Genomic DNA, 18,664 nt, shown 5'->3' with positions numbered 1-18,664 from the left:
TATAATTTATAATCAGCCGTTTTTTATCAACCTAAAAACGAGATCAATACACCTGCCGCAACGGCCGACCCGATCACACCGGATACGTTACTGGCCATACAGTACTGCAGGATATGATTCGACTTATCGTATTTCAAGGCCATTTCATTGGCTACGCGCGATGCCATGGGTACGGCACTCAGTCCCGTAGCGCCCACAAGGGGGTTAATCTTTTTCTTCGAGAACATATTGGTAACCTTCACAGCCACAATCCCGCCGGCCACCGACACTGCGAAAGCAAGGAATCCCCCTACGATAATGCCCAGCGTTTGTCCGGAGAGAAATACCTCCGATGTCATGGTAGCTCCTACAGTCAGCCCCAGGAATATGGTCGCTGTGTTCATGATAGGACCGGAAGCAGCCTCCGCAAGACGGCCGGTATTAGCACCGATCTCCTTCACCAGGTTACCGAACAGCAACATACCCAATAACGGTGCTGAAGAAGGTACGAAAACCGCCACGACCACTCCCAGCACGATTGGGAAAATGATCTTTACAATCTTCAGATGCTTGATATCATGCTTGGGTGGATATTGCTTATCCATCTTCTTCATATGAATTTTGAATTCCTTCTCGGTCATCAGTAACTTAGCCACCGCCGGAATGATCACCGGTACCAGCGCCATATAAGAATAGGCGGCAATGGCAATAGGGCCTAACAAATGAGGTGCCAGCTTAATGGTGGTATAGATAGCCGTTGGCCCGTCGGCACCACCGATAATTCCGAGGGAAGCGGCTTCCGGCAGTGTAAAGCCCATAATAACGGCGGCAAGCAATACCGAGAAGATACCGATCTGTGCCGCACCACCGAACAATGCGAGCTTGAGGTTACGCAGCATTGGCCCGAAATCGGTAAGCGCACCCACTCCCATAAAGATGACAGGCGGCAAAATACCGGTCTTGATCAATGCGTAATAGAGGAAATTCATAATACCGTACTCGCCGGCAATATCAAGTAAATTCATATAACTGCCGTCGGCATGTTGCACCAGGGCATTATCTACTATTCCAAGCCCTGCGCCAGGCAGGTTGGCCAATAACACACCAAAACCGATAGGAACAAGCAGAAGCGGTTCATACTCTTTAAAGATACCGAGATATAACAGGACAAATGCGATTACCCACATCAAAATGGTCTCCCACCCTATCATACCGAATCCGGTCATTTCTGTCAAACTGGCAAAGATTTCACTCATTTCTTATACCATTTTAATGAGTACGTCATCTTCGTCTACTGCAGCACCGTTAGCGAAGCAAATCTCTGTCACTTTACCGCTCTCTTCAGCAGCCACGGCATTATAAGTCTTCATCGACTCAATATAACCGATAATATCACCTGCCTGCACAGTATCCCCTACCTTCACCGCAGTTTCCGAAGAATCTTTGGTAAGAAAGAATTTCCCTTCCAGCGGCGAAACCACCTCTTTTACCTGTCCATTAGAAGAGAGTGGTGTCGCATTTACTGCGGTTGGTTGCTTTACAGGGGCGGTTGACTGAACAGCGGGTTGCGGCAGAGACGTTCCATCCCCGTTTCCGGGATAGGATATATTCACTACATACTCTTCATTATCAATATTGACAACCAGTGTTCTGGGTTGGAAACTATTGACATTGGTTGCCTCCGCTCTTGGAGGTACCGGAGCTACCGATGCTTCTTTTTCTGCTTTTTTATCAGCCAATTCGGCTTCGAAAGACTTCTTGGCATCACCCGACTTATAGGCTCTGTATTGTTCCGGATGCATGGCTAATTCAAACAACTCTTCATCGTCCTGTCCAAAATCCCAATTATTTCTCTTCATCTCTGCACGGAACTCATCCAACTGATCAGGATAGAGTGCCTGCGGATCGCCGGTATAGAACTCACGCCCCTGCTGTTTCGCCATCTCCACTATTTCCGGAGCTAGCTCGCCGGGGAGTTTACCCGACTTACCCAGGATCATATCCCAGATATTATCAGCGATCATAGTCCAGCGTTCTTTGCCTTTTTCAAGCTGTAATACGTTCATCAGCGCCAGGTTCTTGACATACTGGCTGAACGGCGTGACAAGCGGTGGATACCCTATCTTGGGCCATACATAAGTTACTTCATCAAACAGTTTGATTAACAAATCGTCCTGCGTGAGTTTCGGCTGTCCGTGCTTCTTCTTCCACTTGTTGAGGGAAGAAAGGTTATTCTCCAGATCGGCCATCAGGCTGCCCATCATACCGCCGGGTAATCCTGGCGCGATCAGCAGTGAATTATTCAACCGGTTTTTTGGGTTGATGTAATAACCGAGAAAATCATCAATATACTTCTGTGTGAGAGAACGCACTTTCATATAAGCTTTCATATTGATCTCCGGTACTTTGAAACCGGCATCCTTAAGCATAGCCTGTACTGCCAGCACGTCAGCATGTCCTGTTCCCCAGGCCAGCGGCTCCATACCCACATCAATATATTCCGCACCGGCATAGGCAGCTTCGAGGATGGAAGCCATCTGAAAACCGGGACCGGCATGGCCGTGGTACTGGATAGGAATATCAGGATGTCTCTCTTTGATTTTTTTGATGATCTTACCGATGCTTGCGGGACGCCCCACGCCAGCCATATCCTTGACACAGATCTCGTCGGCACCCATTCCTATCAGGGTATCAGCCAACTCAGTGTAATATTCTACCGTATGAATGGGCGATACCGTCAGGCTGAGCGCAGCCTGGGCAATCATCCCTGCCTCTTTGGCGAATTTAATGGAATTCTCTAAATTACGGGGATCATTCAGTCCGTCGAATGAACGGGCAATATCGGTTCCCTGTTTCTTCTTCACCCGGAACATCAGCCTGCGCACATCGGCCGGTACCGGGCTCATACGTATTCCATTCAATCCCCGTTCCAGCATATGCGTTTGTATACCCGCATCATTAAAGGGCTGTGTCCATTCACGTACAGCTTTGTTGGGGTTCTCCCCGAACAGCAGGTTGATCTGCTCAAAACCACCGCCGTTTGTCTCCACCCTGGCAAAACAACCCATATCAATAATTGCAGGAGCTACCTCCGTGAGCTGCTCTACAGTGGGAACATATTTACCGGACGATTGCCACATGTCCCTGTACATAAGACTGAATTTTATCTCTCTTCCCATATTAAAAATGTATTTTTTGATTTATTTCTTCCCTATGGATTCCACATTGGCTTTTCCCTGTGTCACCACATCCACGGCTGCCACAATGGCTGCAAGTTTCTTAGAATGAACCCTCTTTCCTGCAGTACCTCCATTTCCGGGCTTACCTGCCGACGGATCTGCCACCGGAATAAAACGATTGGTGAGGCGAATCACCAAATTACCAATCACTACAACCAGCCAAAGAATAATAAAGACAGTAACCATTCCTACCACCAATAGGCCTAATGCCGTATTCAGATTTTCCATATATACCTTTTTTTAACCCAAAAGATGACAACCTAACAAAATTAAATTGAAAGGATTAGGGCAGATTTAACACAAGAATGTAAATTTCGAATTCCAAAAATACGAAAAATATCTGATTTATTGCACAAAAAACTACACTTTGCGCAATTTAAGGATTGTTTAACGTGATTTTAATATCCTCAAGGAGCATACAACCCGGGGTATATGTATGCTACCAAACCGGAGACATTGGCACATTGGTACATTGGCACATTAATTTCAATATTCGTCTTTACTGTGATTGAACTTCATCAGTTTCATCAGTTCTACCACAACAATAGGCACCAGAGAAAGAAGGCCTACATAAAGCCAGTGAGTGCCATCCATCGCCGTTACACCAAAAATTTCCATTACGCCAGGTATCACCAGTACAGCAAATAGGAGTAGAGCCGACAAGAAGATTGCTCCTAGCAATGACTTGTTACTGAATATACTTGTTTGGAAAGAAGAACGTCTGTTGGAATGCAGATTGCGTACATGTAACAATTGCGAAAAACCCAGTACGGCAAAAGCCATAGTCTGTCCTAAAGGTTGACCTCCATCCTTAAAGCCAATAATATAAGCAGCCAATGAGATCAGGCCGATAGTAGCTCCCTGGTAGCCTATTCTCCGGATCATCCCTCTGGTGAAAAATCCCTGTTTGGGATCCCGCGGTTTGCGGGTCATCACATCCTTATCGGCAGGATCCATACTCAATGCCAACGCAGGAAGACTGTCTGTGACCAGATTAATCCATAATATAAGGATAGGGGTTAACGGATTGCCGATATTGGCAATAGAAGCGATAAAGATCAGTAATACCTCTCCCACATTGGCTGACAGCAGAAACTGTATAGCTTTTAGTATATTGTCATAAATACGGCGTCCCTCTTCCACAGCGCTCACGATGGTCGCAAAATTATCGTCCGTCAGGATCACATCGGATGCTTCCTTGGCTACTTCGGTGCCCACCACTCCCATCGATACACCGATATCTGCCTGTTTGAGCGCCGGCGCATCATTCACCCCGTCACCGGTCATCGCCACGATATCATCATGAGATTGCCAGGCTTTCACTATCCTTACCTTGTGTTCAGGAGCTACACGCGCATATACCGAATAGGCCTCTACGTCCCGATAAAGCGTATCATCGTCCATCTCTTCCACATCGGTACCGGTAACGGCTTTATCCCCTTCATTGTAAATCCCTATCTCACCGGCAATAGCGACTGCCGTCACCTTGTGGTCACCGGTGATCATCACGGGACGAATGCCGGCCGTCTTACACTTTTTCACCGCTTCCACCACTTCGGGACGGGCCGGATCGATCATACCGAGCAGCCCCACGAAGATGAGATCCTTCTCAATCGTTTCCGTACTTACTTCATCAGGGAGGGTATCCATATCTTTGTATGCGACGGCAAGTACACGTAATGCCGATTGTGCCATCCGCTGATTTTCCTCTTTGATGGTCTCAATATCTTCTTCGGTAACAGGACGCACCTTTCCGTGGATAAGTATCCGGGTTGAAACCGCAAGCACCTCATCCAGCCCCCCTTTCAGGTTTACGCGGAATTTCCCGTCCGCCATGCGGTTAATGGTCGACATTCTTTTCCTTTCAGAGTCGAACGGTACCTCCTCCACGCGAGGGAAGCGGTTGTCCAGTTCATTTTTATCCATTTTCAGCCCGAGAGCAGCATCCACAATAGCAGTTTCCGTAGGATCCCCGGCAATCTCATGTTCTCCGCCTGACAACATTTTCAGATGTGCATCGGTACAGAGCAAAGATGATTGCAGCAACATCTGCTCATCGCTATCGAGTTCTTCGGGAAGCGGTGGATTGCGGAAATCGATGCGGTTGCCACCCGTCCATCCTTCCACGACGGTCATTTTATTCTGTGTAAGCGTACCGGTTTTATCGGAGCAGATCACCGTGACACTCCCCAATGTCTCTACTGAAGGCAATGTACGCACGATGGCGTTCAACTTCACCAGGCGCTGTACGCCAATAGCCAATACAATAGTGGAGACTATCTGCAATCCTTCAGGGATAGCCGCTACTGCCAGGCTGACAGCCATCATCAGCATCTCTAACCAGTGATTGCCGTACAAGACGCCTATAATAAATATAAAGACACAGATCCCCAGCGCTACATAACCCAACACTTTACCGAGTTGTCCGAGACGTTTACTCATCGGCGTTTCCGTATCCTGCGTATTTTGGAGCATATGGGCTATCTTGCCCACTTCGGTTTCCATTCCGGTACCGACCACCACTCCTTTACCACGTCCGTACGTTACAGTACTGGTAGAAAAAGCCATGTTATCCCGGTCACCCAAAGGAAGTTCTTTCGCCTCCAACACTTCCTCACTCTTCTCTACAGGTACCGACTCACCAGTGAGAGCCGATTCCTGTACTTTCATATTCACCGCCTCTATCAGACGCAAATCGGCAGGGATAATATCGCCTGTATCCAACACCACTATATCGCCGGGCACAATTTCGGTGGATGTGATCTCTGTCACCTGTCCTTCCCGTAACACTTTCGAATGAGGTGAACTCATCTTGTTCAACGCATCCAACGATGATTGTGCCTTTTTCTCCTGTACCGTACCGATCACCGCGTTAATCACCAATATCGCCAATATCACAAAAGCTTCTACCAATCCTTCGCCCTCCATGACGCCGATCACTCCCGACACGACGGCAGCGATAAGTAAAATAACTACCATGATGCTCTTGAATTGTTCAAAGAACATCATCAGGAGTGTTTTCTGTTTTTGGGATTGGAGTTGATTGGGGCCATACCGGGTAAGCCGTTCTTTCACTTCATCTTCCGAAAGTCCTCTATCTGATGAAACTTTTAATTGTTGCAATATCTCTTCAACCGGTTGACTGTAATAGCGATCTTTCATTCTTTAATCTTTTAAATATAAACGTGCGTCTTCATGGCTGGAGTAACCCTCCTGAAACATATGCAGAATAAACAAACGGTAGAAAAAAATGTTTATCCCTTCCCTACTCCTCTTTAGACAATTCACTCCACTATATGTTATATAACATAATTATGGAATCACTGTTTGTCATACGTTTTTTATATATTGCGGCGCTGTTTTGGATAGCATGACTTTGCCGGTATTTATACCACGGCAAAGTCTTTTTTCATACAATTAAAAATTAGGATCAAGAACTAAGACTATAGAAATTCAAGATTAAGATTCAATATTCAAGATTTTCAAACTTCTTGACTTCTTTATTAATTAGTCTTATGGGCATATTAATAACATTATAATATTTTCTAATCATGAAACGAGCAAGAGAACTATTCTCACACGGACACATGATTATTGCGAGTTCAAACAAATTTAGATATTCACTCGCCATGGTATAGCTCAAGTAAACTTGGCTCTGCCCATTTGGCTTAACGCGAATATTCCATACACATCAACAAAAAAAATAAAAAAGCGTATGAAAGTTTACAAAACAAACGAAATCAGGAACATTGCCCTCATTGGCAATGCAGGCTCAGGTAAGACCACTCTCGCAGAAGCCATGCTTTTCGAGTGTGGTCTTATAAAACGACGCGGTACGGTAGACGGAAAAAATACCGTGAGTGACTACTTCCCTGTAGAAAAGGAATATGGATATTCCGTCTTCTCCACTGTTTTTTCATACGAGTGGAAAGAGAAACTGATGAATTTTATCGATTGTCCAGGCTCGGATGATTTTGTGGGAGGAGTTGTTTCAGCCCTCAATGTTACGGATATGGCACTGATGCTGATCGATGCTGCCAACGGGATAGAAGTTGGCACCGTCAATCAGCTCCGCTATGTGGACGACCTGAATAAACCGCTCCTTTTCCTGATGAATCAGATGGACCATGAGAAAGCAGATTACGACAACACCCTTGCAAGCCTGAAAGAACAATATGGTAACAAAGTCGTACCGGTACAATATCCTATTGGCAGCGGCAGTTCTTTCGACGGGATCGTGGATGTATTGAAGCAAAAGCTGTATAAATGGAAACCGGGTGCTACAGCCCCCGACGTATTGGAAATCCCCGATAGTGAGAAGGAAAAAGCGGGAGAATATTATCAGACTTTGTTGGAAGCAGCAGCCGAAAACGATGAAGGTCTGATGGAAAAATATTTCGATCAGGGTTCCCTTACCGAAGAAGAGATGCGAGACGGTATCCACAAGGGAATGATCAGCCGCAGCCTCTTCCCGCTCTTCTGTGCGTCAGCAGAAAAAAATATGGCTGTGCACCGTATCATGAACTTCCTGAGTATGGTGGCGCCCTCTCCGCTTGATGTCCCTACCCCTCTTAACAGCGAAGGGGAAGAAGTGAAACCCGATGCATCAGCCCCCACAAGTTTGTTTTTCTTTAAAACAACGGTCGAGCCCCATATCGGGGAAGTTTCCTATTTTAAGGTAATGTCAGGCTCGGTGAAAGAAGGCGACGATCTCGTCAATGCTAACCGCGGTTCAAAAGAACGCCTCGTACAGCTTTATACCGTGGCCGGACAGATCCGCAACAAAGCGGAAGAGTTACAGGCTGGCAGTATCGGCGCAGCGGTAAAACTGAAAGACGTGCGTACAGGAAATACACTCAACTCAAAAGATACCGAGAACAAGTTTGACTTCATCCGTTATCCGGAACCCCGTTACCGCCGGGCGATCAAGGCTGTCAACGAGTCGAACTCCGAAAAGCTGAGCGAAGCCCTCACCCGCATGAAAGAGGAAGATCCCACTTGGTTGGTGGAAAACTCCAAGGAGCTGAAACAGACTATTGTCTCCGGACAAGGCGAATTCCACCTGAGAACATTGAAATGGCGGTTGGAAAACAACGATAAGATCGAGATTGAATTCCTGGAGCCCAAGATCCCTTACCGCGAAACCATTACGAAGTCGGCGCGTGCCGATTACCGCCACAAAAAACAGTCGGGAGGTGCCGGCCAGTTCGGTGAGGTGCATCTTATTGTAGAGCCTTATACCGAAGGGATGGCTGTGCCGGAAGTTTATCGTTTTAACGGGCAGGAATACAAAGTACAGAACCGCGATACACAGGAGATCAACCTGGATTGGGGCGGCAAACTGGTATTTGTGAACAGTATCGTGGGTGGAGCCATTGACGCCCGCTTCCTGCCTGCTATCCTGAAAGGGATCATGGCCCGTATGGAGCAGGGGCCCCTTACCGGATCGTATGCCCGCGACGTACGCGTGATTGTGTACGACGGCAAGATGCACCCTGTGGATTCCAATGAAATCTCTTTTATGCTCGCAGGACGCAATGCGTTCAGTACCGCCTTCAAAAATGCAGGGCCCAAGATCCTCGAACCTGTCTATGATGTAACGGTATCCGTACCGGGTGAATATATGGGCGATGTGATGAGTGACCTGCAGGGACGCCGTGCCATGATCATGGGTATGGAAAGTGAAAAAGGATTCGAAAAACTGAAGGCGAAAGTGCCCCTGAAAGAAATGAGTTCCTACTCCACATCGCTGAGTTCCATCTCCGGTGGAAGGGCTTCTTTTTCCATGAAATTCTCGAGCTATGAACTGGTTCCTTCCGATGTACAGGAAAAACTGTTGAAAGCGTATGAGGCACAGGAAAAGGAAGAGTAACAATAACCACACACTACTTCAACATCAGGGGCGACCGTTTGGCCGCCCCTGTTTGATTATTCTCCCAATGTACCCGAAAATCGTTCTATATATTCACTCGGACGCATATTGAATTCCTTCTTGAAGCAGGAACTGAAATACTTAGGATCGTTGAACCCCACAGCATAAGCCAGATCCGATATCCGGATATTCCGGTTTTGATCCATGATCCGGCAGGCCGCTTTTAACCTGATATTCGTGATAAATGCCGAAGTATTCAATCCTGTAAGGGTTTTCAGCTTATTATACAGCGTGGACTTGCTTACGTTCATCTCTTCCGAGAACTGTTGCTGGTCAAATTCCGTATTATCTAAATGCCGGTTTACGCAATCGATCGCTTTTCGTATGAATTCTTCGTCGAGATTGGTGAATTCCAGGTCTTTCAATTCAAATACCAGCTGGTTTTTAAAATCCCGTGCTATGCGTTCCCGGCTTTTTAAGAGATTTTTGATACGCGCATGCAGTACGTTCAGGTTAAAAGGCTTACTGATAAATGCATCGGCTCCCGACTCATAGGCATCGGCTCGGTCTTTCTCATCGGTTTTGGCCGTCAGTAAGATAATAGGAATATGACTATATTCAATATTGTTCTTCAGCGATCTGCACAGTTCCACGCCATCCATTTCCGGCATCATAATATCCGAAACAATAATATCTATTTTTTCATGTTCGAGAATAAGCATCGCCTCTTTTCCGTTTGTAGCAGTCAATACATGATAATCCCTGTTTAACAACCGATGAATAAGCTGCAATATCTCCGCATTGTCTTCCACAACCAATATGGATGATGTTTTTTGTTTTTTCGTCGTAGGTACGTTTTCTTCTGCTATCGCAGGGGCTTCAACGATTGTCGGCTCCCGGACGGTTTCAAATTTATTCGTATCGATTTCTGAATCCTCGAAACAGGAGACATCGATGGGAAGAATGACCGTGAATTCAGTCCCTTTACCGATCTCGCTTTCCACCTGTATCGTCCCGTGATAGAGGTTGACAAGGTCTTTTACCAGTGATAATCCGATGCCGGTACCAGTAGTTTTGTGCCGACGGTAATTTCCCTCGTAGAACCGTTTGAATAATGTTTGCTGGTCTTCTTTCGAGATTCCCGCTCCATCATCTTTTACCGATACCAGGATATGGTCTTTTTCTTCATCCCGGTATGATAGCGTTACCCGTATGGAGCCCCCTTCCGAAACATATTTGGCAGCATTTGAGACCAGATTGTAGAGAATCTTGTCCAATTTGTCAATATCAAACAATCCCTGGATATTTTCCGGATCACTCACGTAGGAAAAATGAAGTTTCTTTTTCCTGATCAGCGGATAAAACGACTCGATAGCGTTCCTTATAAATTCGGAGATATTACCGTATGCAACGCGCAATCGCAAATTCCCTGACTCGGCTTTCCTGAATTCCAGGATTTGTTGCAACAACCGGGACAACCGGTTGATATTCTGCCCCATAGTCGCATACAGGTCGTCATTCCGGGGTGATATTTGTTGCAATTCGTCCACTGTAGCCGAAATAATGGTGAGCGGTGTCAGGAATTCATGCGTGATATTCGTGAAAAACTGTAGTTTGGCATGGTTGAGTTCTTCTGCTTTTTCCTGTTCTATCTCTTTATACCGTAATTGATTACGAAGATGTATGCGATTCAGGATATTCCGGTAGATCGCATAACCGATCAGCACGAAAGTACAAAAATAGATGACAAAAGCCCACCATGAAAGCCAGAACGGGGGCAGCACATTGATTCGCATCTCTTTAATCTCATCGTTCCACACGCCATTCTGCGTAGTCGCCCTCAATTGAAAAACATACTGTCCCGGCGAAAGATTATTGTAATAAGCCACATTTTGTTTCGAATCGGCATATGTCCAGTCCGGATCAAACCCGGCCAGTTTATAGGCATATCTGTTCAGTTCGGGATTTTTGTAATTGAGGGTCGCAAAATGGATACTGAAATTGTTATACTTATGCGGAATCGTGATCCGATCAGAGAAAGAAGGGACTTTTTCAGATATTTTGCCGGTTATTTCCTTATCCAGGTTATAGAAAGAGGTGTTCAATACCCTTATATCGGTTATATAAAACGGTGTCGGATTGATCTCTACCTCTATATTATCGGGATTGAACCTTACCAATCCTTTATACCCCCCAAAAAACAACTCTCCGTTATGATTACAGGATGATTTCGATATGAAAAAGTTATCGCATAACCCATCGGCTGTAGTATAAACCCGATAGCTTGTCAGTTCGGCTGTTTCATTGAACGAGAGCCTGGCAAGTCCGTTGCTTGTACCGATCCACAGATTTCCCTGCCGGTCTTCCCTGATGGAACTAATCAGGGTTCCCAGAATAGAGAATTGGGGCGATTTGTCGATAAACGAGTCCGACACTTTGTCGTACAGGTACAACCTTCCGTTTTCGGCTCCCGCCCATAAACGTCCGAAGGTATCATAATGCAGCACATTGATGGTGTGAGCGGATATCTTTCCATTTTCAGCAGTATAGTTCCTGAAAGTGAGTCCTTCTTTACGCCAGGGATCACCTTCCACCGATATTATACCATTACCGATCGTTGCAACCCATATTCTGCCGGTATCGTCTTCCGCGATATCGATCATACTTGACGGCTCCAGGCGCTTACCATCGATAATGATCTCATCGAAAGTAACTCCTGTATTATCGCTGAGCCAGACACCCAGCCCATATTGCGTTCCAAGCCAGCAATTCTGCTGTCGGTCGATGTAAATGCTCCGTATACGATTATCACTGATGAAACTGCAATTCTCTTCAGTATACGTTTTGACAGGTTTTCCTTTTTCATATACCCATAACCCGCCTCCATACGTACCGAAAAGTATTTCGCCGGTATTACGCTGCTTGATATCATACGTTGTAATTTGACCCATTCCGTTGAATTCAGGCAAGGCCAGTTGCGAGATAGTCTTTCCCGATTTTTTATCATGCAGGACAACTCCGTATGTACCTACACCCATCCACATATTATCATCATTATCTAAAAAAACCGACCGTATCGCTCCGGTAGGTATCTCCGGAAGATCTACACCAAAAAAATTGAATTTCGACTTTTCCGTATTTATAAACAAGACACCTCCGCCGATAGTACCGATCCAGATATTTTCCTTGTTATCCCGGATAATGGAATTGACCTCGTTGGAGGGAAGCTTATTGGTCTTATGAGTTGTACTCCAATTGATAAATCCGGAAGGGTTATCATATTCCAGCATACTAAGGCCGCTACGGGTACCTATCCATAAGGTATTCGTGTGGATATCTTCGCAGATATCATAGACAAGGTTATCCGACAAACTCTCCGGGTCGTTGGTATCGTGCCGGTATGTCTTCAACCGGAGGTTCCCCATATCACGGGGATTTTCAAGCAGATGAAGACCTTCACCCCATGTTCCTATCCAGATATTTTTCCTACCGTCTTCATAAATCGCATGCGCCGAGTTGCGCTGATTCAGTTGCGGATAAGCGTAAAAGATATTTTTAGAGGGAGAATACCGGTATAATCCGCTATTCCACGTGCCGATCCATATTTCACCGGAGGTATCTTCAATAATAGATTTAACCGAACCGGTTATGGTAATATCGCCAATTCTTTGCAGGCTATGGTGGGTAAAGGTATTCTCCCGGGGATCATATCGGAATAGTCCGTCATCCAACCCGATCCAGACCTCATTATTTTGGGTTACGAGAATACAGGAGACCACCTTGTTGCTTGTATTCCGGATCTCAACCGGCTCAAACGTCCCCGACCTCTTATCGAACCGGTTCATCCCGTTATACGTACCAACCCAAAGATTTCCGTGGTCATCATCTGCAAGACAATAAATATTATTGCTCGTCAGTACAGGCGATTTAAGGTGGTTGGAGCTATAGACCGTTATCTGGTATCCGTCGTACCTGCACAGTCCGTTTCTCGTGGCAAACCACATAAATCCCTCCCGGTCCTGGTATACTTTCTGTATTTCATTGGTGGGAAAACCATCCGTCGTACTCAGGATATTAAAATCCAACCCAACGCTGCTCTGTTGAGAATACATAAAATCTGTACAGCCGAACAGTAAAATGAAAACGGCGTAAAGTAATGTTAAATGACCGGGTAGAATATCTGGTGACAACTTCTTCATCAAAATCAGATTTTTCACAAAAATAGCGAAAGTCGAATGCAGAGCCAAGTTTACTTGAGCTATGCTGAGGCGCATCTTATATTCTACAAAAATAAGAAAACTCAACTTGGTTCAGAAAGAATTTATGTGAAAAGATAACTTATCAGGAAAAGGAGCCTACCAATAAACTTAGCTAATTATTAAAGGATTAGCGGTAAAACGCTATGTTAAAATAGAGTTGTCTTCATATTTTTCCACCTTTTTGAGTGATAATTAGAGTTGATTTATACCCCGCCGGTCTACCTTTGCCCACTGTGAGTCTTAAATAATATTTTAATATAATTAAATGAAATTTGCCTATGAATAAAAAGCCTGAGATCTTTAAAAAAATTTGATTTTATAGAGAGATATTGATTTTATTGTAAAGATCAACCTTGAAAGCTTAAAAAGTTCAAAAACCTACTAGACATTATATTGATTTAAGAGTAAAATGCCGATGATCAGGCATCTAAAAACCTTATTCATATAAACTCCAATGTAATATCATTACTAAATTATTAATCTATGTACAAACTAAAAACATTTATTACATGTATCGCCTTATGCTTATGCAGCATGACGGTGTTTGCACAAACCAGCGTAACCGGTAATGTTTCCGACCTGAATGGCGAAGCAGTTATTGGTGCGAGTATACTGGAGAAAGGCACTACCAATGGTACCATAACTGATATCGATGGTAATTTTACCCTGAACGTATCTCCGGGAGCCACCCTTCAGATCAGCTATATCGGTTATATAACACAGGAAGTACCTGTAACCGGCCGGTCATTGGCCATTATCCTTGAAGAAGACACCCAAACCCTCGATGAAGTGGTAGTTGTAGGTTACGGTACGCAGAAGCGTTCGGACATTACCGGTTCGGTTACCTCAGTGCCAAAAGAACGCTTGAGCAACTTGCCCGTGCAAAACATTGCGCAGTCCATCCAGGGTGTGGCTGCCGGTGTGAACATCACCCAGACTTCATCCGTGCCGGGTGATGCCGCAAGTATCGTTACCCGCGGTAGAAGTTCGGTAAACTTGAGCAATTCCCCGCTGATTGTGGTGGATGGTGTAGCCATGTCGGTGGATGCCTCGCTTAACGATGTCAATCCCAACGATATTGAATCTATCGAGATTCTGAAGGATGCTTCCTCTGTTGCTATCTATGGTGTGCAGGGTGCCAACGGTGTAATCCTTATCACTACCAAGCGTGGGGCTTCTGCCAAACCGACCGTCCGCTACGGCGGTTGGGTCGGGTTCTCCGAAATTGCCCACGTGCTTGAACCGGGTTCGACCGACCAGTTGCTTGAACGTTATGCCGAATATGCGCGTATCCAGAATAAACCGTTAAACCCCGATTACGGTGGTGTGCAGTATGCTTACGAGGTGGATAACTTCAAGGCAGGTAAGACAATTGACTGGATCGACGAAGTAACCCAGCAGGGTATCATCCAGAACCATAACCTGAGTATAAGCGGAGGCGACGAAGCAGCCAGATACTATGTAGCCGGTGACTTTATGGATCAGCAAGGTGTTGTGAAAGGTTATAACTACAAGCGTTATGCCGTCCGCAGCAACATCGACGTGAAGCCCACGAAATACGTCACCATCGGCTCAAGTCTTTCCATTACGGCTCACAACCGCGACGGCGGCCGTGCCAATTTGCTGAATGCCGCCGCCATGTCTCCCTATGCCAGGATGTATGAAGACGACGGCGTGACCTACACCCACTATCCTATGTATTCAGAAACATTGTGGGCAAACCCGTTGCTGAATACTACATTGAACCCCGAACGCCGTTCGTTCAACATCTCCATCAACGGTTATGGCGAAATAGACTTTGGTAATCTGCTGAAACCGCTTGCCGGCCTGAAGTATCGTTTGAACGGTGGTTATACCTATATACCTACCCGCAACAATTATTATGAGGGTAAATCCGTCTACAACGAAAACGGCTATGGATACATCTACAACTCCGAATCGCAGTATTACCTGATTGAGAACATCCTTTCTTATGCGAAGGACATTCAGCGGCATCACTTCGACTTTACCGGACTGTTTTCGGCCTCGAGCAAGTATTGGCAGGAAGCTTATGCCTACTCCCGCATGTTCCCGAATGACAACCTCGGCTGGGGCAACCTGGAGACCGGTTCCACGCAATCTGTCTCATCCGAGGCCGACCTGCGTCGTCTTCAATCCCTTATGGGTCGCCTTAATTACAACTACGACAGCCGCTACCTGTTTACCGCGACAGTCCGTCGCGACGCTTCTTCCGTATTTGGAGACGATACCAAGTGGGGAAATTTCCCCTCCTTCGCTATCGGTTGGAATGTAACCCGGGAAGAGTTTGCCCAACCCATCACCCACGTGCTCAACAGTTTGAAACTCCGTACTTCCTACGGATATTCCGGTAATGCTTCGCTGCCTGTTTACAGCTCGTTCTTCAAGTTGACATCGAACACTTTGGCTATGGATGGCAGTACTACCACTACCATGAAGGTAGGCACACGTATGGGTAACTCCAGTATCCAGTGGGAGCGCACCAAGTCGATCAACATCGCTGCCGACTTCGGTCTCTGGAGCAACCGCCTCAATGGTACCATCGAGTGGTACGACCGTACGACCGATGGTGTATTGCTGCTTCAAAGCCTGAACACCATTTCCGGTTTTGCCGATGTATGGGACAATATTGGTGTGCTGAACAATAAAGGGATAGAACTTACCCTGAACTCCACCAATATTGATACGAAAGACTTCCGTTGGAACACCACACTTGTGTTCGCAAAGAATACCAGCAAGTGGGTGGATGTATATGGAAACGGCAAGAGTGATCTTGGTAACCGCTGGTTTATCGGGAAACCGTACGGTGTGATTTATGACTATACGAAGGTCGGTATATGGCAGGAAGATGAGATTGGCAAACCTGTCGCCGAAGGCGGCAACATCGGTTGGGATGATTCAGCTGTCGCCGGCGACCTGAAACTCGCTGATATCGGCAGTCCCGATGCAGACGGCGACGGTCTTCCCGAAGACGGGCCCGACGGCAAGATCGATGATAACGACAGGCGGGTTCTTGGCACAACCCAACCCAAATGGACAGGAGGTCTGACAAACACATTTACCTACAAGAACTTTTCATTGAGCGTCTTCATCCAGACTGTCCAGGGTGTCATGAGCAACAATGGTGTGCTTGCCACGGCTTCCGATGAGCTTGGCCGTCGCAACGGCCCGGCTGAGGTCGGTTTCTGGACACCGGAGAACAAAAGCAATGAATGGCGTTCGCTGGGGAACCACTCCAACTCACACGGTTACGGATTCCCGAGCGATGCCAGCTACACCCGTATCAAGGATGTCACGTTGAGTTACCGTTTGCCGAAGTCCCTGTTGAATAAGGCCGGTTTAGGCGATGTGCAGTTCTATGTAAGCGGGCGCAATCTCTATACGTTTACCAACTGGATCGGTTGGGATCCGGAAGCCAGATATATCACGCGTGGATCGACGAATTGGGACGTGAATTACCCTGTTACGCGCGACATCGTATTTGGCCTTAATGTCACTTTCTAAAGTATTAACCTGATAAAAATGATGTAAAATGAGAAATAAATTATTCATCTTTTCATTGGTTGCCCTGGGCATGACCCTCTTTTCATGTGGCAGCGACTATTTGAAAGAAGATCCGTATAGTTTTGATGCCACCGGTGCGACAGACAATGCCACCGTGGATGCACAGTTGGCGGGCTTGCACCGCATCGTTGCCGAAATCGGCGGTTATTCAAGCAATCAGGGTTATTGGGGCATCTGGCAGATAGGTACTGACGTTTGTTCCGCCGGCGCAACGCAAGGCGTAGAGAATCCATTCTACCAGTATGCCGACCTGAATTCCGAAAATGCGGGTGTTTCCTATCTTTGGGGCAAGCTGTATGAGTTCATTAACAATGCCAACCTGATTATTGAGGCTGTTGATGAAGTGAATCCGGCTGCAAGTGCTGAAGCACGCTTCTTCCGTGCGTATGCCTACGACCAGCTGGTCACCCTTTGGGGTGATGTGCCCCTGTTGAGCGCTCCGGTATCTGTGCCGACATTCAACTTCACCCGCCAGCCGATTGCCGAAGTGGATGCCCTCATCGACGAAGACATCACCTATGCGGTTGCCAATTTGCCTGAAGTGGGCGCCGCGGCCAAGCCAAGCCGTTGCAACAAAGACATGGCGCGTCATTTGGGCGCCCAGGCATATCTGCGCATGGGCATGCGCGACAACAGCTACTATGCCAAGGCGGAACAGATGGCTACCCAGATTATTGACGGCGGCAAGTACAAGCTGATTGAAGCCCGGTACGGCAAGTACCTTGGGGAAGGCGGCGATTATTACCGCGACATGTTCCGTTTCGGGAACCAGCGCCGTTCGGAGGGTAATACCGAAGCCATCTGGACATTTGAGATGGAATATAATGTCAATGTTACGGGCGGGACTATCGACAATCCGCAACAGCGCCGCGTGTGGCAACCCGCACTGCATAAGATTGATATCGGTTATGCCAACTGCGATTCCCTCGGAGGCCGCGGCAACGGACGCCTGCGCCTGAGCAACTTCATGAAGTATTATGCGTGGAGCGGGTTGCAGGGCGACATCCGCAATTCCAACTTCAACATCCGCCGGACAGTTTATTATAACAAACCGGGCTTTACCGGCGCAGATATTGATGTGGATGCCAATGGTTGGCGGGTAGCTTCAGGAACCGGTGTAAGGAAAGTACATGTTGAGTTGGGTGATCCCATCATCTTATACGCTACTGACAGTATAGAAACGATGTACACCTATTGTACCAAGTGGGGCGGTTATGACCCGACGGATGACTTCGGTTATGCTGTCGTAAAAGACTGGCCGATGATGCGTCTGGGCGAAACCTACCTGCTGCGTGCGGAAGCCCGCTTCCGTCAGGGCAACACTGCCGGTGCTGCCGACGATATCAACGTATTGCGCGACCGCGCATTCAAGGAGTACCGTCAGCTTGTACCCGATGCAGGTAAAGTATCAGCTTCGGATATCAATATGGACTTTATATTGGATGAACGCGCCCGCGAACTGATCGGTGAGGAGAATCGCCGTATGACATTGCACCGTACAGGCATGTTGGCTTCACGTATTCCTTTGAACGATGACCTTTATAAACCCATCACCGGTTTTGATGCAAACAAGCATACGCTGCTGCCGATTCCTCTCTCAGAGATCCAGCGTAACAAGGAGGCTGAACTGAAACAGAATCCGGGTTACTAAAAAGACAAAGTTCTGCATAGACGTTTTTGACAAGTTTCAAGGATAGCGGAAGCGGGGCTTGCTTCGGGTTTGGGGCATTGCC

General features: G+C 46.7%; 8 protein-coding genes. 3 read left to right on the top strand and 5 right to left on the bottom strand.

Features of this window, described 5'->3' with window-relative positions; translation table 11 throughout:
- Positions 1-26: 26 nt before the first annotated feature.
- From PSM36_RS04730 to PSM36_RS04715, 4 genes are all read right to left on the bottom strand, one after another.
- Positions 27-1,235 (bottom strand): sodium ion-translocating decarboxylase subunit beta, encoded by a 1,209-nt coding sequence (locus PSM36_RS04730; RefSeq protein ID WP_076929317.1) that lies wholly within the window; start codon positions 1,233-1,235, stop codon positions 27-29.
- A gap of 3 nt (positions 1,236-1,238) precedes the next feature.
- On the bottom strand, positions 1,239-3,158 hold the full coding sequence (locus PSM36_RS04725) for a biotin/lipoyl-containing protein (protein ID WP_076929314.1): 1,920 nt from the start codon (positions 3,156-3,158) through the stop codon (positions 1,239-1,241).
- Between the two features lie 21 nt (positions 3,159-3,179).
- Positions 3,180-3,446: an OadG family protein gene (locus PSM36_RS04720; protein ID WP_076929312.1), complete on the bottom strand. Its 267-nt coding sequence runs from the start codon at positions 3,444-3,446 to the stop codon at positions 3,180-3,182.
- 258 nt (positions 3,447-3,704) lie between these two features.
- Entirely contained in the window at positions 3,705-6,380 is a 2,676-nt protein-coding gene (locus PSM36_RS04715; protein ID WP_076929310.1) for a calcium-translocating P-type ATPase, PMCA-type, read from the bottom strand.
- 553 nt (positions 6,381-6,933) lie between these two features.
- Here PSM36_RS04715 and PSM36_RS04710 point away from each other — a divergent pair.
- A complete protein-coding gene (locus PSM36_RS04710; RefSeq protein ID WP_076929308.1) occupies positions 6,934-9,090 on the top strand; it encodes an elongation factor G in 2,157 nt (718 codons plus the stop codon).
- 56 nt (positions 9,091-9,146) lie between these two features.
- On the opposite strand, the gene PSM36_RS04705 is transcribed toward PSM36_RS04710, so the two are convergent.
- Positions 9,147-13,289, bottom strand: a complete 4,143-nt coding sequence (locus tag PSM36_RS04705; RefSeq protein ID WP_076929306.1) for a hybrid sensor histidine kinase/response regulator transcription factor — start codon at positions 13,287-13,289, stop codon at positions 9,147-9,149.
- A gap of 543 nt (positions 13,290-13,832) precedes the next feature.
- Here PSM36_RS04705 and PSM36_RS04700 point away from each other — a divergent pair.
- The gene (locus tag PSM36_RS04700) at positions 13,833-16,871 is read left to right on the top strand and encodes a SusC/RagA family TonB-linked outer membrane protein (protein ID WP_232001517.1); all 3,039 of its coding nucleotides are present in this window, start codon (positions 13,833-13,835) and stop codon (positions 16,869-16,871) included.
- Between the two features lie 28 nt (positions 16,872-16,899).
- On the top strand, positions 16,900-18,582 hold the full coding sequence (locus tag PSM36_RS04695) for a RagB/SusD family nutrient uptake outer membrane protein (RefSeq protein WP_019537802.1): 1,683 nt from the start codon (positions 16,900-16,902) through the stop codon (positions 18,580-18,582).
- Positions 18,583-18,664: the final 82 nt, after the last annotated feature.

It is taken from the genome of Proteiniphilum saccharofermentans (assembly GCF_900095135.1).
Lineage (GTDB): Bacteria > Bacteroidota > Bacteroidia > Bacteroidales > Dysgonomonadaceae > Proteiniphilum > Proteiniphilum saccharofermentans.
This window is presented reverse-complemented; position numbering and strand designations above follow the sequence as displayed.